Origin of the sequence: Gallaecimonas mangrovi (assembly GCF_003367375.1) — a bacterium.
Classification (GTDB): Bacteria; Pseudomonadota; Gammaproteobacteria; order Enterobacterales; family Gallaecimonadaceae; genus Gallaecimonas; species Gallaecimonas mangrovi.
Map to the genome: position 1 here is coordinate 82,660 of NZ_CP031416.1, position 19,608 is coordinate 102,267.

The following is a 19,608-nucleotide window of genomic DNA, read 5'->3' on the forward strand; positions in this document are numbered from 1 at the left end:
GAGCACAGATGAGCAAGACGGTGCTGGTCGTGGATGATTCTGCGAGCTTTAGACAAGTTGTTGCCCTTGCCCTCAAGGGGGCGGGCTACCAAGTGATAGATGCTTGTGACGGCAAAGACGGCTTGTCGAAATTGGACGGCCGCAAAGTGAACCTCATTATTTCCGACGTCAACATGCCGGTAATGGATGGCATCAGCTTTGTGAAAGCGGCTAAGCAATTGCCTGCCTACAAATTTACACCCGTTATTATGCTAACAACCGAATCCGGCGAAGCCCTAAAAGCCCAAGGAAAAGCGGCAGGGGTAAGAGCTTGGGTTGTTAAGCCCTTTCAACCCCCGGTACTGCTGGATGCGGTTTCAAAACTGATCCTCCCCTGAGGCGCCTATGGCCGAGCTGGCGATCCGCGAAACCGCAGGGCAAGTGCAGTGCTTGGTAAAGGGGGAGCTGACCATTTACCAAGCCGCCAGTGTGCGCGAACAACTGGCGGCATTGGTTAATGAACATCCCAACGCCGAGCTGGATCTGGCGGGCGTTACCGAGTTCGATAGTGCCGGGGTGCAACTGCTGCTGGTGTTAAAGCAAAAGGCGCGGCAGTTAGGGGGAGAATGGGCGCTGGTAAACCATGCGCAAGCGGTTACCGAGGTGTTAGAAACCCTGAACCTAGCGGCGCAGCTTGGCGACCCGCTGCTGCTCACCGATAGCGGCAACGGAGGCCAGCCATGAATCTCGATGAAGCCAAAGGCGCCCTCGTTGAAGAGGGGCGTGAACTGCTTCTGGCCATGGAAGAAGCGCTACTGGCCATTGAGCAAAGCGGCCCTGATGCCGAAGCCATCAACGCTATTTTTCGCGCTGCCCACACCATCAAAGGTTCGGCAGGCCTGTTTGGTCTGCAATCGCTGGTGGACTTTACCCATCTGGTAGAAAGCCTGCTGGACAAGGTACGCAATAACGAGCTGGCGGTGGAACCGGCGATGTTGTCGCTGTTGCTGCGCTGCGGCGACTACATTGGCGAGTTGCTAAGTGCGGTAGAAGCCAGCGGCGAAGACCAAGACCCAGACGCCGCCAAGCGGCTGGAGCTGATGAAAGAGCTGGGCGGCTTTTTACGAAAAGTCAGCGCCGTGGCCGCTACGCCGCCCACAAGCCCGGTGCAAGTGCTGGCTACAGACGCCGTCAGCAATGAATGCTGGCATATCTCGTTAAGGCCAAGCCTTGATGTGCTGCGAAATGGCATGGATCCACTGTCTATCTTTCGCTATCTCGGCAAACTTGGCCGCATTGTTCACATTCACACCCTAACCGACGCCTTACCGGCTCTTGATAGCTTCGACGAAGAAAGCGGCTATCTCGGCTTTGAGCTGGAATTTGCCTCCGATGCCAGCAAGCAAGAGATAGAAGACGCCTTTGAATTTATCCGCGAAGACAGCCAGCTACTGATTTTACCGCCCCACAGTGCGGTGGCCGCTTACATTGAACTGATTGCCAGTTTGCCGGAAGAGCCAGCGCTACTGGGCGAGCTATTGGTGCAAAGCGGCGCCTTAACCGCGCACGAGCTTGATAAGGTGCTGGCCCGCCAGCGTGAAGACACTATTCCCCAGCCCATTGGCGAAATGCTGGTACAAGCGCAGCACGTTGCCGGGCCAGTGGTGTCGGCGGCGCTAACCAAGCAAAAGCAAAGCGAGCAGAAAAAGGCGCAAGAGCAGGTCTTTATCAAGGTTGAAGTCAGCAAGCTTGACCAATTAATCAACCTGGTTGGCGAGCTGGTTATTGCTGGCGCGGCGGCCAATATGGCGATGTCTCAAAACAACATTGAAGCCATGGCGGGCGCCAATGAAGACGTCATTGGCCTGGTGGAAATGGTGCGCGACGCTTCGCTTTCGCTGCGGATGGTGGCCATTGGTGAAGTGTTTCAGCGCTTTCCGCGGGTGGTACGCGATATCAGCCAGGAGCTTGGCAAAGACATCGCGCTAACCGTCACCGGCGCTGACACCGAGCTTGATAAATCAATGGTCGAAAAACTGGCCGACCCGCTAATGCACATTGTGCGCAATGCCATGGACCACGGTATTGAACCTGCCGAGCAGCGCTTGGCCAGCGGTAAGGTGGCCAAAGGCAGTTTGCACCTTAATGCCCACCACGATTCCGGCAGCATCGTTATTGAGGTCAGCGACGATGGCCGTGGCCTTAATAAAGAAAAAATTCTGGCCAAAGCCATCGAAAAAGGCTTGGTCCAACCCGAGCAAAGCCTCACCGACAGCGAGATCTTCAACCTTATCTTTGAACCGGGCTTTTCCACCGCCAGTGAAATTACCAACCTTTCTGGCCGCGGCGTTGGCATGGATGTGGTGCGCCGTAACATCGAGCAGCTGCGCGGGGTGGTGGAAGTGTCCAGCCAGCAAGGACAGGGCACCCGCGTGCAAATTCGCTTGCCGTTAACCCTGGCCATTATTGATGGCTTTCAGGTCAAAGTTGCCGAGCAAATTCTGGTGCTGCCCCTCGACCAGGTCGTGGAATGCGTCGATTTGGGCCAAGGCAATGGGCACAACGACTTGTTTAACCTGCGCGGCGAGCCCTTGCCCTTTGTGCGTTTGCGAGAACTGTTTGAACTGGGGCAAGCCGATGCCATCCGCGAAAGTCTGGTGGTGCTGCAATTTGGCCAAAACCGCGCCGGGGTGGTGGTAGACAAGCTGCTTGGGGAATCCCAGGCCGTTATCAAACCCTTGGGCCAACTGTTTGGCCAAAGCAAAATGCTCAGCGGCTCCACCATTCTTGGCGACGGCTCGGTCGCGCTGATTCTTGATGTACCCAACCTTATCCAGCGGGCCTGTAGCACCGCAAAAACCACAAGCCAGGACGCAATGTTGGCCAGGGCGGCTGCCGGCATAAACGGCTAGGAGACGAATAATGTTTGAACGTATGAAGGTGATGACGCGGCTGCTGCTGTTGGCCGGTATTTTGGTGCTGTTTATGGTGGTGATTGGTGTGCTCGGCATGTCGGGGATGCGCACCGCCAATAGCGGCCTTGAATCGGTGTATCACGACCGGGTGCTCCCCCTTGATGACTTAAAAACCATCTCCGACCGCTATGCGGTCAACATCGTTGATACCGCCCTTAAGGTGCGCATGGGCACCCTGGATTGGGACCAGGGCCTTGCCAACATTAACCAGGCCCAGGACGACATCCAGAAGAACTGGACCAGCTACCTGCAAAGCAAAATGGTGCCCAAGGAACAAACCCTGATTGACGAGCTAAAACCGCTGATGAGCACCGCCAATCAAGCTGTTGCCAAGCTCAAAGACATCATCAGCCGCAAAGACCAAGCCGCGCTGGATGATTTTGCCAATCACCAGCTCTACCAACAAATTGACCCGGTCACCAGCCGCTTTAATAAGCTTGAGCGGCTGCAAATTACCGTGGCTAAAGACATCTACGCTAACTCCAACGCGCTCTATAACCGCATTTTTGAGCAAGTTGTTGGCTGCATCGTTATCAGCTTGGTTTTGGCCGCGTTACTGGGCTTTATTATTACCCGCAGTTTGATTCGCCAGCTCGGCGGTGAACCCAATGATGCCGCCGAATCGCTGCGCTTGGTAGCCGAAGGCGACCTTAGCCAGGAAATCACCCTGCGCCAGGGTGACCAGTCCAGCATGCTTTATAACCTGCAACAAATGGTCTTTAAGTTGCGTTCGGTGATGGGCGATGTGCGGATGACGGCTGACTCCCTGGCCTCGGCTTCTGAACAAGTGGCCGCCTCGGCGCAGTCACTGAGCCAAAATGCCTCTGAACAAGCGGCCAATGTTGAAGAGACCAGCGCCTCGGTAGAAGAGATCTCTGCCACCGTGGCCCAGAACACCGAAAACGCCAAGGTCACCGACGGCATGGCCAGCCAGTCTTCAAAAGACGCCGAAGAGGGCGGCGATGCGGTGCGGGAAATGGTCAACGCTATGCACCAAATTGCGGGCAAAATCGGCATCATTGATGACATTGCCTACCAAACTAACCTGTTGGCGCTGAACGCTGCCATTGAAGCGGCGCGCGCTGGCGACCACGGCAAAGGTTTTGCGGTCGTGGCGGCGGAGGTACGCAAACTGGCGGAACGCAGCCAAGTGGCGGCCCAGGAAATTGGCGCCGTGGCCGGTGACAGCGTCACCCTTGCTGAACGTGCCGGGGTACTGCTGGACCAAATGCTACCGTCGATCCGCAAAACCGCCGATTTGGTGCAAGAAATTGCCTCGGCCTCTAGGGAGCAAAACACCGGCCTTGAACAAATTAATCTGGCCGTTACCCAGTTAGCGCAAACCACCCAGGTCAATGCCTCCGCTTCGGAAGAGTTGTCGTCTACCTCGGAAGAAATGAGCGGCCAGGCCACCCAGCTTCAAGAAATGATCCAGTACTTCAAGCTCAGTAACGTTGCGGGTGTGGCGGCGCGGCAAGCGCCAACCCTTAAAAGCCAACCCATGGCAGCGGCTGCGGCCAAACCCTTGGCCAAAATGCCCAGCGCCAAGGTAATGGCCGAAGAGGCGGTTGATGAAAGCCAGTTCAGTCGCTTTTAAGCCGGAGGTTTGCGATGTCTAATCTGCCTGCTGTTGCCGAAGGCCAGGCGGTTGCCCACCAGGACAACAGCCAGATGCTGCAGTTTTTGACCCTGACCTTGGGCGATGAACTCTTTGCACTGCCAATAGCGCACATCCGCGAGATCATTGAGTTTGGCGGCTTGACCGAGATCCCGCTGATGCCAGCCTTTTTACGTGGCGTGATAAACCTGCGTGGCGCCGTGGTGCCGGTGATTGACCTGTCGTCACGCTTTGGCCGGGCGCGCACCGAAATTGCCCGCCGTACCTGCATTGTGATTGTTGAGTTTGAACAAGATGGCCGCCAGCAGATGCTGGGCATTATTGTTGATGCCGTTAATGAGGTGATGGACGTTGCTGCCAATCAGCTGGAAGGCCGGCCCACCTTTGGCGCGAAAATTCGTGCCGACTTCATTGCCGGCATTTTAAAAAACAAAGAGCAATTTGTGATTGTGCTGGATATGCCGCAGGTATTGTCCCTTGACGAGTTGGCTGAGCTGGCGGGCGCCATGGAGCAAGACTAAGGATGATAACGGCTGCAGCCAACCGTTCGGCAGGCTATCAGGTACAGCTTAAAGACAACGAGTTTCGGCTGTTGCAGCGGCTTTTTTTCGATTTGGTGGGGATTCAGCTGCCGGATATTAAAAAGTCGTTGGTATCCGGGCGCTTGGCCAAGCGGCTTAGCGCCTTGTCCCTTGATAGCTACATGGCGTACTACCAGTTGTTGCTGTCCGGCCAAGGCCAGCATGAACGCAGTATCGCCATTGACCTTATCACCACCCACGAAACCTATTTCTTTCGCGAGCCGCGCCATTTTGCGTTTTTAGAAAAGCAGATTTTGCCAAGGCTTAGGCCCGGCCAGCCGTTTCGTGCCTGGAGCGCTGCGGCGTCCACCGGTGAAGAAGCCTATAGCCTTGCCATGGTGTTGGACCGCTTACTGCCGGGGCGCGACTGGCAGCTTTGCGGCACCGATATCAGTGAGCCGGTGCTGGCCAAAGCGCGGCGCGGCCTTTACCCCATGTCGCGGGGCGAACAAATTCCAGCTGCGCTATTAAAGCGTTACTGCTTAAAAGGCAAAGACCGCTATGAAGGCTGCTTTTTGGTGAACAAGGCGCTACGGGAAAAAGTGAATTTTCAGCCGTGGAATCTCACCTTGCCCGCGCCGCAGCTGGGTCAGTTCAACTTGGTGCTGCTTAGAAACGTGCTGATTTACTTCGACGCCGATACCAAACACAAAGTGCTAAATAACGTTATTGATAGGCTGGCGCCGGGCGGCTGCTTAATGCTGGGGCATTCCGAAGCCCTGCATGAAAGCTGCTTGCCCCTTGAGCAGTTGGCCTCGTCAATTTACCGCAAAGTAGGCACCCCAAAAGCCCCATAGCCGATAACGGATGACGAGCGCAGCATGAGCATAAAGGTGATGATCGTCGATGACTCGGCGGTGATGCGGGAAGTGATGCAGCAGTTGCTGGCGCCACAAAAAGACATTGAAGTGATAGGCGCCGTGGTTGACCCGCTACTGGCCAAGCAGCGCATGGCCCGCCAGTGGCCCGATGTTGTGCTGCTGGATGTGGAAATGCCGCGTATGGATGGCCTGACCTTTCTGCGCCAAATCATGGCGACCCGGCCAACGCCGGTGGTCATTTGCTCATCGCTAACTGAAAAGGGCGCAGATATTACCTTGCAGGCGTTAGCGGCTGGTGCTGTGGAAGTGATTGCCAAACCCAGCATGGGGCTTAAGGATTTTTTGCAAAGCCACAGCCAGACCCTGGCTACCGCCATTCGCCAGGCTGCGTTAGCAAGGCCCAGAGTCAAGGCGCCGGTGGCGCGCACCTTGCCATCAGAGAGCTTGGCCAGCAAGCAGCTATTAAATCAGCGTACCACCGAAAAAATTGCCGTGATTGGCACTTCTACCGGCGGCACCCAAGCCCTGGAGCAGGTGTTAACCCTGCTACCGGTTACCACCGCGGGGTTGGCTATCGTGCAGCACATGCCGGAAAAATTTACCCGTGCCTTTGCCGAGCGCTTAAATAGCCACAGCCAGATAGAAATCAAGGAAGCGCAAGACGGTGACCGGCTGCTGCCGGGGCGCGCCTTAATTGCACCGGGCGGGCTGCATATGCAGATTGTGCGCTCCGGTGCCCAGTACCAGGTGGCGATTAAAGATGGCCCCTTGGTTAGCCGGCACCGGCCGTCGGTGGATGTGCTGTTTCGAAGCGCCGCCAGTCAGGCCGGGCGCAACGCTCTTGGCGTTATCATGACCGGTATGGGTGATGATGGCGCCAGGGGGTTAAAAGCGCTGCATAACAGCGGTGGTAGCACCTTCGCCCAAGACGAGCAAAGCTGCGTAGTTTTTGGTATGCCAAAAGAAGCCATCAAGCTTGGCGCCGTCGACAAAACCGGGGATTTAAACGCCATCGTGGCAGCGCTAACCCGTTGGGGGCATTAAAAAAAGCGGCCAAGGCCGCTTTTTTTAGGCTTTTGAAGCCAGGGCTGGGTCGGCGCTGGGCTTTTCCAGCTCTTTATTATCTTTAACGTCAGATTTCAGCTGCATGATGTTGTTGCTGGCGCTGGCGTGCTCTTTTAACGGCTTGGACTCACCCAGGAAGCGGCCGCCTTTGGCGATAATAAGCTCGTCGCAATAGACGGTACCTTCAATTAAGCCGCCTTCAACAATTTCCACGACTTTCGCTTCAACAATGCCGTCTACCTTGCCGGCAACCACCAGGCTGTCGGCCTTGGTTTCGCCTACTATTTTGCCGTCCCGGCCGATACGAATGGCGTGGTCGGCTTGGATTTGCCCATTAACTTCTCCATCGAGGTGAAGGTTGCAGGTGAGTTCGATTTCGCCACGGATGAATGTGCCTGCTGCGATAACGGTGGTTGCCATAGGGTCCTGAGATTTTCGATTGTCGCTAGTAAAGATGGCCATGGCACTTTGTTCTCCAAGTCAAAAAGCTTTGCGTAGTTGTTCAATCGCCAGTTCAAAAAAGGTTTTGGATTCAGCGGGATACCTGCATAAGTTACTTCGTAATGCAGGTGTGGCCCGGTGCTGGATCCGCTATTGCCCGAATAGGCAATAAGGTCACCTTTGTGAACGTACTGCCCGCGTTTCACCACTATCTTGCTGAGGTGTCCGTAGCGGGTTTTAAAACCGAAGGCATGGGCCAAAAGCAGCATATTGCCGTAGCCGGTTCGGCGATGACTCACAATCTCAACTACACCGTCTGCGGTAGCGTGCACTGGAGTGCCAATATTGACCGCCAAGTCGTCCCCGGCATGAAAGAGTTCGCGCCCTCGAATAGGGTGCATCCTCATCCCAAACGGGGAACTGATGTACTCGTAATTCACCGGGTGCCCATTGGGAAGCAAGTTCAAGGTGACTTCCCGGGTACCCATGGCTATGGATGCTAAATCCAGCCGTTTTACCAAAGTACCGCCGTCAGCCGCGGCACCAATATTACCGCCCAGCTTGTCTTCTAAGTCGTCGAGCCGGTTAGAGGCGGCGCTCAGCTCTTCGGTTTTGCGGGTAATACTCGATTCCAGTAACTGCCGCTGTTCTTCTGCATCGTTGTAAGCGTTTTTGGCTGTTTTTAAATCAGCCTGTAATTGCGTTAGCGCTTGGCGGTTTTTCACCAGGCGCTGATCGGAATTGTCGGCCTGCCACTGCAAAAAGCGGATGTAGGCAAACATCAACAGCAGAAACACAACAAACCCGATTGCCAGGCCCATTAAGGCCTTTCTTCGCTGTACTGTCAGGGCAAGGTGGCGGGTGCCGTTGTTGCTGCTGACTGTGATGTGCAATATGTCTTTCATGCGAAAAAGGGGTCTGTGCCACTGTCATTATTGGTGTATCGGCGCTCAGTCCTTGGGCTCTTTGCACTATTGCCTGTGGGCCAGTTTCTGGCCATGGCAATAGCAGCGCTGCAACGATACGCCATGCTTATTTATTGAGAAACCCTTGGTCTGCAAGGAAGGCGCGAATATGTGGTCTAGATTCCTTTTCTAAGGTGCCCGCAATCTGTTCGCTCCACGAAGTGGCCTTGTTCGCTCCGGTCCTCTCTTTGTAGTAGCGACGGACTTCTTCGTCATATTTAGCCAAATTTTGAACGTCCAAGTCCGGCTGGTAGGCGTTTTCGTGTAGCACCAAGCTGCGAGGCAGCCGTGGCCGCAGGCTAGGCGCCTGATTGGGATGTCCCAAACAAAGACCAAAAAGCGGGATCACCTGGCTGGGCAGTTCAAGCAGCTTGACTACCTCAGCGGGGTTATTGCGAATACCACCAATAAAGACACCGCCAAGGCCCAACGATTCAGCGGCAATCAGGGCGTTTTCGGCCATTAGCGCGGTATCGATGGCGCCAATTAATAGCTGCTCGGCGTAGCCAAGCTTGGCGTTGGGGGCGATTTGTTGGTGGCGATGAAAATCGGCGCACCAGACAAGAAATTCCGCGGCTTGGCCAACCCATTTTTGACCGCCAGTGAGTTCGACCAATGCCGCTCTTTTCTCGGTGTCGGTAATGCGGATCACCGAGCTTGCTTGTAAAAAACTGGAACTTGATGCCATTTGCGCGGCATCTAAAATGGCATTCAGTTGCTCGCTACTGATCGGCTGCTCGGTGAACTTACGTATGGAGGTATGTTTACAGATGAGGTCGATAGTGGGTGTCATGTACTTACCTTAAAATAGCGAAAGGCTAGAATGGCTGAAGGTGGCAGCATTGCACTGTGACCTTGGATTTACAAACATGGAATGGCCAATTGAGCTGTGGCATGGTTTTAACAACTTGCAGTAAATGGGAATATTCAATGGTGCTAAGAGCTGCTCTTGGGATAGTGTTCGCCGCCTTTTTGGTGGGGTGTCAGCAAACGGCAAGGGCACCTGCACCAGACCCAAACACCATTATCACCAGCCCGGCCGATAGCCTGCATTACCGCTACCTGACCTTAAGTAACGGCTTAAAAGTGGTATTGGCCTCTGACCCTTCTGCTGACAAAGCCGCGGCGTCCTTAATGGTGCACGTGGGTAGCACCGCCGACCCGAAGGGCCGCGAAGGCTTGGCGCACTTTTTAGAACACATGCTGTTTATCTCTTCCACCAAGTACCCGAAGGTGGACGATTACATGCACTTTATTGAGTCTAACGGTGGCACCACTAACGCCTACACCGCCCAAACTGAAACCAACTTCTTTTTTGATGTGGCCCCGGGCCAACTGGCACCGGCGTTAGACCGCTTTGCGCAGTTTTTTATTGCCCCGAGCATGGACCCGGCCTATGTCGAGCGCGAAAAGCACGCCGTTTATTCCGAGTACCAGCTTAAGAAGAAGGACGATGGCCGCCGCATTCATGCAGTGCTAAAGGCCACGGCCAACCCGGCCAATCCGGCGGCGCGGTTTTCGGTGGGCGACTTAAATACCCTGTCTGACCGGCCTGGCGATAAAGTCTGGCAAGACTTAAAAGCCTTTCATGACAAGTACTACCACGCTGGCAATATGACCCTGGCGGTAGTGGGTAAAGGCAGTTTGGATGAGTTACAAAAGCAGGTAACCGCGACCTTTAGTGCGGTTCCCAAAGGCCTGCCCAACCCGCTAACAACCCTTGAGCCGGCCTTTTTACCGGACCAGCTGGGGGTACGCATCGACATTGCGCCGATAAAAGATTTTCGCACCCTGATGCTGCGCTTCCCGGTGCCTTCCAGTGACCCGTACTTCCTGGCCAAACCCTTGGATTACTTGGCGTCAATGCTCTCTAATGCCGCGCCGGGCAGCCTTTATACCACCCTTAAGGAAAGCGGCTGGGTTGATAGTATGTCGGTGAACCATGCCGGCCCGGATGACTATGAAATTTTCAGCATCAATTTTAGCCTGACCGACAAGGGCGCCAAGCATGTTGATGATATTACAGCTGCCACCTTTGCCTATTTGCATCGCATCAAAAACGAAGGGGTAACGCCCGACTTCTTTAATGAGCTGCGTAAGGCCGGTAACCTCGATTTTCGTTTCCAAGACAAGGCCAATGAGCTGGCTCTGGCTAACTACCTGGCGGGCAACCTGCAAAAGGTGCCGCCGGCCCACTTAATGGACGCGGGCTTTGTGTATCAGCAATATGACCCGGCGCTTATCGACAGTTATCTGGCCAAACTGACCCCGCAAAACCTGCGCCAAGTGGTGGTGCTGCCCGGTATTCAAACCAATAAGCTGGAAAGCCACTACCAAGTGCCCTACAGCATCAAGCCAATCAGTGTGCCGCTGCAAGATAGCTGGGCCAAGGCTGAAGCCGAATTGTCGCTGCCGCCAGCTAACCCCTATTTGCCGGACGACCCTAAGGTAAAAACGCTGACGGGCAAGGCCACCGAGCCGCAGGAAATTGTCAAAGAACCCGGCATTAGCATCTGGGCGCTGCAAGACCGGCAATTTCGGGTACCCAAAACCGAAAAACGGGTTGCGCTGCAAAGGCCCATTAATAGCCTCCAAGACAACGTAATGAACAGCCTTTATGCCGACTTGGTGAATGAACAGCTGGAGTCGCAGGCCTATCCGGCCAGTCAGGCCGGGCTCTATTACCATTTGGCGGCCACCCGCGACGGCTTGCTGTATGGCTTGTCGGGATATGATGAAAAGCAGGCGCTGCTGGAAGATAAAATCTGGACCGCGCTCAGCCTGCCGGGCCTGCGGCAAGTGCAGTTCCGCCAGTACCGTGATGAACTCGCCCGCCATTGGCGTAACCGGGCAAAAGAATGGCCGGTAAAACAGCTCTACGCATCGGCGATGGTGTCGATGATGCGCCAAGCCTATCAACCACAGCAAAAAGCCACAGCCTTAGAACAAATTAATTACCGCCAATTTATGGCCTTTGTGCAGCACTACCGCGACCAGTTGCATCTGCAAGCCTTGGCCATCGGTAATATTTCGCCAGCAGAGGCTGCAAGCTGGGGTAAATCGCTGAAAAACCTGTTGCTGCGTGACGCCCAGCCCATCGCCAAGCCCCAGCTCGACTACGCGCAAATTCCGCCAGCCACTGAAGTGGCGCGCAAAATGACGATTGACCACCATGACTCGGCGCTGGTGATCCTCTACCAAGGGCACCAAAGCGATGCCTACACCAAAGCCAAGTGGGCGTTGATGGGCCAGCTGATTAGCCAGCCTTTTTTCGCCAAGCTGCGCACCGATAAACAGCTGGGATATGTGGTGCAAGCGGGCAGCACCAGCATTGGCTTAGCGCCTGCGTTGCAGTTTGTGATCCAGTCGCCGGTGGCCGACCCGTACAGCCTTGAGGGCCAGGTGCAAGATTTTATGATTGCCTTTGGCATCGAGCTGGCGGGGATGTCGCCAGCGCAATTTGCCGAGCAAAAACAAGGCCTGATTAACAGCATTACCCAGGCCGACAAACAGCTTGGCGATAAAACGGAGCGCTACTGGTCTTATATTGATAACCACCGGCCCTTTGACTGGCGCCAACAACTGGTTAAAGCCGTGAACGAGCTCAGCCTGACCGACATGCTAGAGTTCTTTCAACGCGATATCGTCCATAACGGTGCCGGGCGCTTTTTACTGTGGAGTAAGGGCCAGCAACCGGAAAAAGGGCCAATGCCAGTGGCCTGTACCGACCAAGCCTGCCTTGATGCCAAATGGCAATATCAGGCGGAATAACACTAAAAAGCCCGGCCAAGGCCGGGCTTTTTTATGCATTGGCATAACTTTCGCGGCCTGCTAGCCAGCGGTTAATGAGGGCGTCGGCGGTGGCGGGGTGGTCGCGCAGCATTTGCTGGGCAGCATGTTGTACTTTCGGTAGCAGGTGCGCGTCTCGCACTAGGTCGGCGATGCGCAGCTCTGCCACGCCGGTTTGGCGGGTGCCAAGGAGCTCGCCGGGGCCACGAATTTCCAAATCGCGCTGGGCAATCACAAAGCCGTCGTTGGAGTCGCGCAACACCCCAAGCCGCGCGGTGGCGGTGGGGGAGAGCGGCGCATGATAGAGCAGTACGCAGTGCGACGCGGTGCTGCCCCGGCCAACCCGGCCCCTTAGCTGGTGTAGCTGGGCCAGCCCCAGGCGCTCTGGGTTTTCGATGATCATAAGAGACGCATTAGGCACATCAACCCCCACCTCAATAACGGTGGTGGCCACCAGCAAATTCAGCTCACCGGCCTTAAAAGCGGCCATCACCTGCTGCTTTTCATCGCTTTTCATACGGCCATGTACCAAGCCAACCTTCAGCATGGGTAGCGCCGCCTTAAGCGCCTCGGCAGTGGCTTCGGCGGCTTGTGCTTCCAGGACCTCGGATTCTTCAACCAAGGTGCAAACCCAGTAGGCTTGGCGGCCTTCAAGGCAGGCGTCTTTTACTCTGGCTACCACTTGCTCGCGGCGACCGTCCGGTACTGCCACCGTGGTAACCGGGGTGCGGCCGGGCGGCAGCTCGTCGATGATAGAGCTGTCTAAATCGGCGTAGGCAGCCATGGCCAAGGTGCGGGGAATGGGGGTGGCGGTCATGATTAATTGATGCGGGTAATGTTCGCCCTGGCGGCCTTTTTCGCGCAGGGTTAGCCGCTGATGCACCCCGAAGCGATGCTGCTCGTCAATAATCACTAACGCCAGGTTGGCAAAGTCGACGTCGTTTTGAAAAAGGGCGTGGGTGCCCACCGCCAGTTGGCTGGCACCGCTGGCCAGTGCTTCAAGGGCTTGGGCTTTTGCCTTGGCTTTTAGCTTGCCGGCCAACCAGCTAACGCCAATACCGAGCGGCGCGAACCATTGGCTGAAGGTCAGCGCGTGTTGCTCGGCCAGAATTTCTGTGGGCGCCATCAGCGCCACTTGGTAGCCGTTACTGATGGCCCTTAGCGCCGTTAGCGCTGCTACCAGAGTTTTACCTGCGCCAACGTCGCCCTGCACCAGCCGCATCATCGGCTTTTGCTGGGCCAAGTCTTGATAGGCATCGTTAACCACCCGGCTTTGGGCGCCGGTTGGCGTATAAGGCAGCGCCGCCAAAAACTGCTGCTCCAAGTCGCCTTTTGCCGTTAAGGCTACCGCTTGGTGGTGTTGATGGTGGGCCCGCAGTTTTAAAAGTGACAATTGCTGCGCCAGTAATTCTTCCAATGCCAGCCGCTGCTGGGCCGGGTGTTGGCCTTCTTCTAACAGCTCGAGCGACACGTCCGGTGGCGGCCGGTGCACAATACGCAGCGCCTGCACCAACGGCAGCTTATGGGGATTTAACAGCGGCGGTATCAGTTCCGGGATCGCATCCGACAGGTAATCAAGGCCCTGTTCGACAATGCTGCGCAAGGTTTGTTGGCGCAGCCCTTCGGTGGTGGGGTAGACCGGGGTTAGGCTTTCCTCAAGGTCAGGCTCTTTGCCTTCGTCCAGCAATTTGTATTCGGGGTGGATAATTTCAAAGCGCACTTTACCGGTACGGATCTCGCCAAAGGCTCGCACCCATTTGCCAGGGCTGAAGCTATTTTTCTGGGCGGCGGAGAAATTAAAAAACCGCAGGGTGGCCGAGCCCGAGGCGTCGGCAACGGTAACCACCATCATGCGCCGCCGGCCATAAACAATTTCCGCCTTTAGCACCTCAGCCATGATGGCAATGTGCATGCCCGGCAACAGGTCAGCGATGGGGCAAATACGGGTGCGGTCTTCGTAACGTAGTGGCAGGTGGAACCACAGGTCGGGGATGGTGCGAAGGCCAAGGCGCTCTAGCTTTTCCACCACCTTAGGGCCGACCCCTTTGAGGGTGTTAATGGGGGTGATTAAGCCAAGATCTGGCGCCACACTTATGCCTCCATGGCTGCGTTGGCACTGCGCATTTGCTGCCACCAGTTGGCATCGGCCTGCACTTCGCCGGCGTCGTCAATCATCGGGTAGGGCAAACCCTTGCGCTGGCACTGGCGTGCCAGTTGCGGATAACCGCGTTCAAACAGCAGGCGTTGCCACTGCGCTTGTGGCAGGCGGCTTGCTTCGTACATGCCGGCAATTTGCCGTTGGCGCTGGGCTTCATAAAGAATAAGGGCACTGGCGACTGACACATTTAACGATTGCACCATACCCAGCATCGGGATCACCACATGGTGGTCGGCAAGGTTAAGAGCGGCTTCACTGATCCCTTGTAGCTCTTGCCCCACCAGTAACGCCGTGGGCCGGGTGTAGTCGATATCGCGAAAATCTTTGGCTTTTTCCGACAAATTGGTGGCAACGATTTGCATGCCTTGGTTACGCAGGGCGCCAACCGCTTCTTCAATACCGGGGTGGCGGTGAACCTTTACCCAATTGAGGCTGCCGCCAGCAGTATGGGGGCGCATGCGCACGCCTTTGGTCGGAAAGATGGCGTGCACTTCATGAATGCCAATGGCATCGGCGGTGCGTACTACGGCGCTAAGGTTATGGGCCTTGTGCACCTCTTCCATACAAACCGTTAAATCAGGCTGGCGCTTGGCCAGCACCGCCTTAATGCGGGCAAAGCGTTCCGGGCTCATCCCCGTTTCACCCGGGATACCCGTACCACTTCCGGTACTTTACGGATGTGGCGAATAACGCTGGCCAGATGCACCCGGTTATGGGTGGTGAGCTGCACAAAAATCGAATACAGACGGCTGTCACGCTCTTCGGTGCTGAGGTTTTGAATGCTGGCGCCGGTGCCGGAAATGGCCGAGGTCAAGGTTGCCAGGGCGCCTTGGTGGTTCAGGATATCTACCCGCAGTTCGGTAATAAACTCCCCTTCCACGCCTTGTTCCCACTGCACCGGAATGTAGCGCACCGGGTCTGACTGATAACCGGCGATGTTACGGCAACTTTCCACATGCACCACCAGCCCTTTACCCGGGCTCATGTGGGCAACAATAGGGTCGCCAGGAATGGGGCGGCAGCACCTAGCAAAGCTCACCAACATGCCTTCGGCGCCGCGAATAGGCAGCTTGTTGCGGCCAGTGCTGGGCGCCTTTTTGGCACTGTCGTCTTCGCTGCCGTCGTTTTCTTGCAGGCGGCGCGCCACCACAATGCTCATGGCATTGCCCAAGCCAATGTTGGCCAGCAGGTCATCAAAGCTGTCGCTGTGGGTACTTTGCAATACCGCTTGCACCTTGTCGCTATCCAAATCTTCAATTTTGGTGCCGCCCAAGGCGTGGCTCAGCAAACGCCTGCCCAAAACAATGGCTTCTTCTGATTTGAGCAGTTTGAGGTGCGAACGGATTTTCGCCCGGGCCCGGCTGGTAACCACAAAGTTGAGCCAAGCTGCATTGGGCCTGGCGCCAGGGCTGGTGATCACTTCCACGGTTTGGCCGTTTTCCAGCGGCATGGACAGCGGGTAAGGCTGGCGGTCTACCCGCGCGCCAACACAGCTATGGCCAACGTCGGTGTGCACCGCATAGGCAAAGTCGACCGGTGTGGCACCGGCCGGCAGTTCGAGAATGCGCCCTTCCGGGGTGAAAACGTAAATTTCATCCGGGAACAGGTCACTTTTAACGTTCTCGATAAATTCGAAGGAGTTACCGGCACTTTGCTGCAAGTCCAGCAAGCTTTGCATCCAGCGCCGCGCCCGTACCTGGGCGGTGGTGCCGGAGTTTTCACCGTCTTTCTTATAAAGCCAGTGCGCCGCCACACCGCGGTCAGCCATCAGATCCATATCTTCAGTGCGGATCTGAATTTCAATGGGCACGCCATGGGGGCCCACTAAGGTGCTGTGCAGGGACTGATAGCCGTTGGCCTTAGGTATGGCGATGTAATCTTTAAAGCGGCCAGGCTTGGGCTTGTACAGATTGTGCATCGCCCCCAGCACCCGATAACAGGTGTCGAGGTCTTTAACGATGATGCGAAAAGCGATGATGTCCATCACTTCGTGGAACTGCAGTTCCTTGTTGCGCATCTTGTTATAGAGCGAATAGAGGTGTTTTTCCCGGCCCTTTACTTCGCCCTTGATATCCAACTCTTCCAAGCGGCCACTCACGGCATCTTGGATGTTGTTAATCAGCTGCTTACGGTTGCCGGTAGCGCGCTTGACCGACTCTTTTAGTACCCGTTGGCGCATAGGATAGAGCGCTTCAAAACCCAGCTCTTCGAGCTCGTTTTTGATGTTGTGGATACCAAGGCGGTTGGCAAGCGGTGCGTAAATTTCCAAGGTTTCCCGGGCAATACGGCGCTTTTTGTCGGGGCGAAGGGCACCGAGAGTACGCATATTGTGGGTGCGGTCAGCCAATTTAATCAGAATGACGCGGATGTCTTGGGTCATGGCCATGATCATCTTGCGAAAGTTCTCGGCTTGCGCTTCTTCCTTGGAATTGAATTTGATTTTGTCGAGCTTGGAAACCCCTTCCACCAATTCAGCCACGGCGTCGCCAAACTGTTCGGCAATTTGTTCTTTGGTAACAGGGGTGTCTTCGATGGTGTCGTGCATCAAGGCGGCACACAGGGTCTCGTGGTCGAGCCGCATGTCCGCCAAGATACCGGTCACCGCAACGGGGTGGGTGATGTAGGGCTCGCCAGAGGTACGAGACTGCCCTTCGTGAGCGTCCCGGGCCAGCACATAGGCCTGCCTGATGAGATCCACCTGCGCCGGGTCCAGATAACTGGTTAGACGCCCTTTCAAGCCCTCAAATAGATACACCGCGGCCCCTTGGTATGCGACTTATTCCAGGGAACCGTTAGCGATAGCAGATACGGCAGCCAGTTCAGCAGCTTCCTGCTCTTTTTGCATGCGGGCGTCTTCCGCGTCAAGCCTAGCAACGTCAATCAGGCCTTCTTCGATTTCGCGAAGGGCAATAACGGTGGCTTTATCGTTCTCAGGATCGACCAAAGTGTCTTTACCCTGAGTGGCAATTTGGCGGGCGCGACGAGCGGCCAACAGCACCAGGTCAAAACGGTTACCGACTTTATCGACGGCGTCTTCAACGGTTACACGAGCCATAATTTACTCCCATCAGGCAAAACAAGACTTTCGAAGGTAGCCTGCTAGTTTACTTAACCGCCAATAAGGCGTCCAGCAGTGCTGCATTGGCTTGGCGCTGATTTTCCAAGGTTTGACGGGCAGAAAGCACCACAGCGCGCAGCCGGTCTAGGGTGATTTCAAAATCGTCGTTAATCAGCAGGTAGTCGTATTCGTCAAAATGCGACATCTCGGATACCGCTTCATGCATCCGTTTGGCGATGGTTTCGCTGCTGTCTTGGCCGCGGCCTATCAGGCGTTTTTCAAGCTCTTCGGTGCTGGGCGGCATAATAAAAATGCCAATCGCCTGCGGCATCATCAGCCGCACCTGGCGGGCGCCTTGCCAGTCGATATCCAAAAAAACGTCGATGCCGTTTTCCAGCTGCTCTTCCACTGCCAGCCTGGAGGTGCCGTAGAAGTTATCGAACACTTCCGCCCATTCGAAAAAGGCACCTTGTTCGATGAGATCTTTAAAATCGTCAACCGTTACAAAGTGATAATGCACGCCGTGCTGTTCGCCAGGGCGCTTGTTGCGGGTGGTGTGGGAAATGGAAACCGCCATCGATTTATCCACGCTGTGGCGCTCCAAAAGCGCTTTAATCAGGCTGGATTTACCGGCGCCGCTAGGGGCTGACACTATAAAAAGGTTACCGCGTCGCATAACAAGAGTATCTGTTGTAAAAAAGGGATTTTATCAGCTTATGCCAGTATTAGGCAGCCAGGGTCCTGGCAAGCTCCATGGCAGCGCCAACCAAGGTCATTGCCAGGTAAAATTTCAGCATTAACCGGCGCACGTTTGTGGCCTGTGAGTGCGACCCCAAAATCAGGTAAGACAGGCCATAAATGGTTAGCGCCAACAGCAGGCTTAGGGCAAAAGCCAGCCAGTAAACGGGGCTAAAAGCCGGTAGCAATGCCAGCATAAAAAGCGGCAGTACCTGCATTTCATAAAAGCCCTTTTGGTTCTTTTCGTCTTTTGCCAGCCGCGATTTCACGCCAAAATTCACCGCTGCCGCAACGGCAATAAGATACAGTGCCAGCTCCATTGCTGACCAGTTTTCACCCAGCAGCTTGATGGGCTCAAGGCCCAGCAACCAGCCGCTGGCGCGCTGAATAACATGCAGCAAGATGCTGATAAAGAGAATACCGAGCAGTATCACTATCATGCCCACGGCTGCGCCGTGGCCACCGCGGCGCTTCTCCAGCGCGCTCTCTACCACCACCATCAGTAGCGCCGTGGCAAAGCTGGCAATAAAGGCATGCCAATAGTGGCTGGCAAAAAGCGGTACTATCGCCAGCAGCGCCATGAGGTAATTAAGGGCTGAGCCGCCCTGTTTTCGCAGCAGCAAATAGCCGATAAAAATGGCCACGTAAATGGCTAAAAAAAACCAGAACAGACTTGCCATAACCTTAATCCTGCCCGCTGTTATTCGTCGCCGTAATACTTCACGCCCAGCTTGATAATATCGCGCCCTTGGGCTTTGCGGTGCTGGTTGGTGTCGCGTAATGAATACACACAGCCGCAGTACTCTTGCTGATAGAAATGCTCGCGTTTACTTATTTCGACCATCCGGGCAGCGCCGCCGCCTTTGCGCCAGTTGTAGTCCCAGTACACCATGCCGTCGTAGGGTGCGGCAGCGCGGTGGCCGCAGCCATTAATTTGCTCCATGTTCTTCCAGCGTGAGATACCAAGGGAGCTGGAGATGACATTAAATCCGTGTTCATGGGCATAAAGGGCGGTGCGTTCAAAGCGCATATCAAAGCACATGGTGCAGCGCTCGCCCCGCTCTGGCTCCCACTCCATACCTTTGGCACGCTCAAACCAGTTGTCGGTGTCGTAGTCGGCATCGACAAAAGGCACCTTGTGCTGCTCGGCAAAACGAATATTTTCTTCTTTACGCAGCAAGTACTCACGGGCCGGATGAATGTTGGGGTTGTAGAAGAAAATGGTGTAATCGATGCCGCTGGCGTGAAGGGCTTCCATTACCTCCCCAGAACATGGCGCGCAGCACGAATGCAGCAGTAATTTGCGTTCACCATTGGGTAGTGCCAGCTGGGGCCTTTTGAGTTCAGACATCGTCCTCGCCTGTATTTCGCTTAACCATAACGCCAAAGTCTAAGAGCCAAGCAACTGATAGCCAACAAA

The 19,608-nt window shown here is 55.4% G+C and carries 18 protein-coding genes and 1 pseudogene; 9 read left to right on the forward strand and 10 right to left on the reverse strand.

The window, feature by feature from the left end; translation table 11 throughout:
• Positions 1-8 precede the first annotated feature (8 nt).
• The 8 genes and pseudogenes from DW350_RS00390 (at position 9) to DW350_RS00420 (ending at position 7,018) form a co-directional block, all read left to right on the forward strand.
• The gene (locus DW350_RS00390; RefSeq protein ID WP_115716958.1) at positions 9-377 is read left to right on the forward strand and encodes a response regulator; all 369 of its coding nucleotides are present in this window, start codon (positions 9-11) and stop codon (positions 375-377) included.
• Positions 378-384: 7 nt separating this feature from the next.
• Positions 385-723 (forward strand): STAS domain-containing protein, encoded by a 339-nt coding sequence (locus tag DW350_RS00395; RefSeq protein ID WP_115716959.1) that lies wholly within the window; start codon positions 385-387, stop codon positions 721-723.
• Positions 720-2,891 (forward strand): chemotaxis protein CheA, encoded by a 2,172-nt coding sequence (locus DW350_RS00400; RefSeq protein ID WP_115716960.1) that lies wholly within the window; start codon positions 720-722, stop codon positions 2,889-2,891. The genes DW350_RS00395 and DW350_RS00400 overlap by 4 nt, the downstream gene beginning before the upstream one ends.
• 31 nt (positions 2,892-2,922) lie before the next feature.
• Positions 2,923-3,390, forward strand: a pseudogene (locus tag DW350_RS19895) (MCP four helix bundle domain-containing protein); the annotation flags it as partial.
• Between the two features lie 486 nt (positions 3,391-3,876).
• Positions 3,877-4,551, forward strand: a complete 675-nt coding sequence (locus DW350_RS19900) for a methyl-accepting chemotaxis protein (RefSeq protein WP_442899783.1) — start codon at positions 3,877-3,879, stop codon at positions 4,549-4,551.
• 14 nt (positions 4,552-4,565) lie between these two features.
• A complete protein-coding gene (locus DW350_RS00410; RefSeq protein WP_115716962.1) occupies positions 4,566-5,093 on the forward strand; it encodes a chemotaxis protein CheW in 528 nt (175 codons plus the stop codon).
• A 2-nt stretch (positions 5,094-5,095) separates the two neighbouring features.
• Positions 5,096-5,950 carry a CheR family methyltransferase gene (locus tag DW350_RS00415; protein WP_115716963.1) on the forward strand — a complete coding sequence of 285 codons (855 nt, stop codon included), beginning with the start codon at positions 5,096-5,098 and terminating at the stop codon, positions 5,948-5,950.
• A gap of 24 nt (positions 5,951-5,974) precedes the next feature.
• On the forward strand, positions 5,975-7,018 hold the full coding sequence (locus DW350_RS00420; RefSeq protein WP_115716964.1) for a protein-glutamate methylesterase/protein-glutamine glutaminase: 1,044 nt from the start codon (positions 5,975-5,977) through the stop codon (positions 7,016-7,018).
• A 24-nt stretch (positions 7,019-7,042) separates the two neighbouring features.
• Here the strand turns inward: DW350_RS00420 and DW350_RS19480 are convergent, their stop codons facing one another.
• From DW350_RS19480 to nfsA, 3 genes are all read right to left on the reverse strand, one after another.
• Complete coding sequence (locus DW350_RS19480; RefSeq protein ID WP_226911424.1) at positions 7,043-7,426, reverse strand: bactofilin family protein; 384 nt, start codon at positions 7,424-7,426, stop codon at positions 7,043-7,045.
• Entirely contained in the window at positions 7,321-8,301 is a 981-nt protein-coding gene (locus DW350_RS00430; RefSeq protein ID WP_192954761.1) for a M23 family metallopeptidase, read from the reverse strand. The genes DW350_RS19480 and DW350_RS00430 overlap by 106 nt, the downstream gene beginning before the upstream one ends.
• 211 nt (positions 8,302-8,512) lie before the next feature.
• The gene (gene nfsA, locus DW350_RS00435) at positions 8,513-9,238 is read right to left on the reverse strand and encodes an oxygen-insensitive NADPH nitroreductase (protein ID WP_115716967.1); all 726 of its coding nucleotides are present in this window, start codon (positions 9,236-9,238) and stop codon (positions 8,513-8,515) included.
• A gap of 101 nt (positions 9,239-9,339) precedes the next feature.
• Here nfsA and DW350_RS00440 point away from each other — a divergent pair, with 101 nt between their 5' ends.
• Positions 9,340-12,216, forward strand: a complete 2,877-nt coding sequence (locus tag DW350_RS00440) for an insulinase family protein (RefSeq protein ID WP_115716968.1) — start codon at positions 9,340-9,342, stop codon at positions 12,214-12,216.
• A 31-nt stretch (positions 12,217-12,247) separates the two neighbouring features.
• On the opposite strand, the gene recG is transcribed toward DW350_RS00440, so the two are convergent.
• Genes recG through DW350_RS00475 form a run of 7 tightly spaced genes read right to left on the reverse strand, consistent with a single transcriptional unit; the run spans position 12,248 to position 19,539 of the window.
• A complete protein-coding gene (gene recG, locus DW350_RS00445) occupies positions 12,248-14,323 on the reverse strand; it encodes an ATP-dependent DNA helicase RecG (protein WP_115716969.1) in 2,076 nt (691 codons plus the stop codon).
• 2 nt (positions 14,324-14,325) lie between these two features.
• Entirely contained in the window at positions 14,326-15,024 is a 699-nt protein-coding gene (gene trmH / locus DW350_RS00450) for a tRNA (guanosine(18)-2'-O)-methyltransferase TrmH (RefSeq protein WP_115716970.1), read from the reverse strand.
• Positions 15,021-17,147, reverse strand: coding sequence for a bifunctional GTP diphosphokinase/guanosine-3',5'-bis pyrophosphate 3'-pyrophosphohydrolase (spoT, locus tag DW350_RS00455; RefSeq protein ID WP_115716971.1), 2,127 nt, complete (start codon positions 17,145-17,147; stop codon positions 15,021-15,023). Before spoT ends, trmH begins: the two co-directional genes overlap by 4 nt.
• Before the next feature lie 21 nt (positions 17,148-17,168).
• A complete protein-coding gene (rpoZ, locus tag DW350_RS00460) occupies positions 17,169-17,447 on the reverse strand; it encodes a DNA-directed RNA polymerase subunit omega (RefSeq protein WP_115716972.1) in 279 nt (92 codons plus the stop codon).
• A 49-nt stretch (positions 17,448-17,496) separates the two neighbouring features.
• Positions 17,497-18,126: a guanylate kinase gene (gene gmk / locus DW350_RS00465; RefSeq protein ID WP_115716973.1), complete on the reverse strand. Its 630-nt coding sequence runs from the start codon at positions 18,124-18,126 to the stop codon at positions 17,497-17,499.
• Between the two features lie 49 nt (positions 18,127-18,175).
• Entirely contained in the window at positions 18,176-18,868 is a 693-nt protein-coding gene (locus DW350_RS00470) for a hypothetical protein (RefSeq protein WP_115716974.1), read from the reverse strand.
• Between the two features lie 20 nt (positions 18,869-18,888).
• On the reverse strand, positions 18,889-19,539 hold the full coding sequence (locus tag DW350_RS00475; protein WP_115716975.1) for an epoxyqueuosine reductase QueH: 651 nt from the start codon (positions 19,537-19,539) through the stop codon (positions 18,889-18,891).
• Positions 19,540-19,608: the final 69 nt, after the last annotated feature.

Bases quoted from the DNA above. Each gene is read 5' to 3' on its own strand.
- DW350_RS00390 (WP_115716958.1), top strand. From the start codon at position 9: ATGAGCAAGACGGTGCTGGTCGTGGATGATTCTGCGAGCTTTAGACAA.
- DW350_RS00395 (WP_115716959.1), top strand. From the start codon at position 385: ATGGCCGAGCTGGCGATCCGCGAAACCGCAGGGCAAGTGCAGTGCTTG.
- DW350_RS00400 (WP_115716960.1), top strand. From the start codon at position 720: ATGAATCTCGATGAAGCCAAAGGCGCCCTCGTTGAAGAGGGGCGTGAA.
- DW350_RS19900 (WP_442899783.1), top strand. From the start codon at position 3,877: ATGGCCAGCCAGTCTTCAAAAGACGCCGAAGAGGGCGGCGATGCGGTG.
- DW350_RS00410 (WP_115716962.1), top strand. From the start codon at position 4,566: ATGTCTAATCTGCCTGCTGTTGCCGAAGGCCAGGCGGTTGCCCACCAG.
- DW350_RS00415 (WP_115716963.1), top strand. From the start codon at position 5,096: ATGATAACGGCTGCAGCCAACCGTTCGGCAGGCTATCAGGTACAGCTT.
- DW350_RS00420 (WP_115716964.1), top strand. From the start codon at position 5,975: ATGAGCATAAAGGTGATGATCGTCGATGACTCGGCGGTGATGCGGGAA.
- DW350_RS00430 (WP_192954761.1), bottom strand. From the start codon at position 8,301: ATGGGCCTGGCAATCGGGTTTGTTGTGTTTCTGCTGTTGATGTTTGCC.
- nfsA (WP_115716967.1), bottom strand. From the start codon at position 9,238: ATGACACCCACTATCGACCTCATCTGTAAACATACCTCCATACGTAAG.
- DW350_RS00440 (WP_115716968.1), top strand. From the start codon at position 9,340: ATGGTTTTAACAACTTGCAGTAAATGGGAATATTCAATGGTGCTAAGA.
- trmH (WP_115716970.1), bottom strand. From the start codon at position 15,024: ATGAGCCCGGAACGCTTTGCCCGCATTAAGGCGGTGCTGGCCAAGCGC.
- rpoZ (WP_115716972.1), bottom strand. From the start codon at position 17,447: ATGGCTCGTGTAACCGTTGAAGACGCCGTCGATAAAGTCGGTAACCGT.
- gmk (WP_115716973.1), bottom strand. From the start codon at position 18,126: ATGCGACGCGGTAACCTTTTTATAGTGTCAGCCCCTAGCGGCGCCGGT.
- DW350_RS00470 (WP_115716974.1), bottom strand. From the start codon at position 18,868: ATGGCAAGTCTGTTCTGGTTTTTTTTAGCCATTTACGTGGCCATTTTT.
- DW350_RS00475 (WP_115716975.1), bottom strand. From the start codon at position 19,539: ATGTCTGAACTCAAAAGGCCCCAGCTGGCACTACCCAATGGTGAACGC.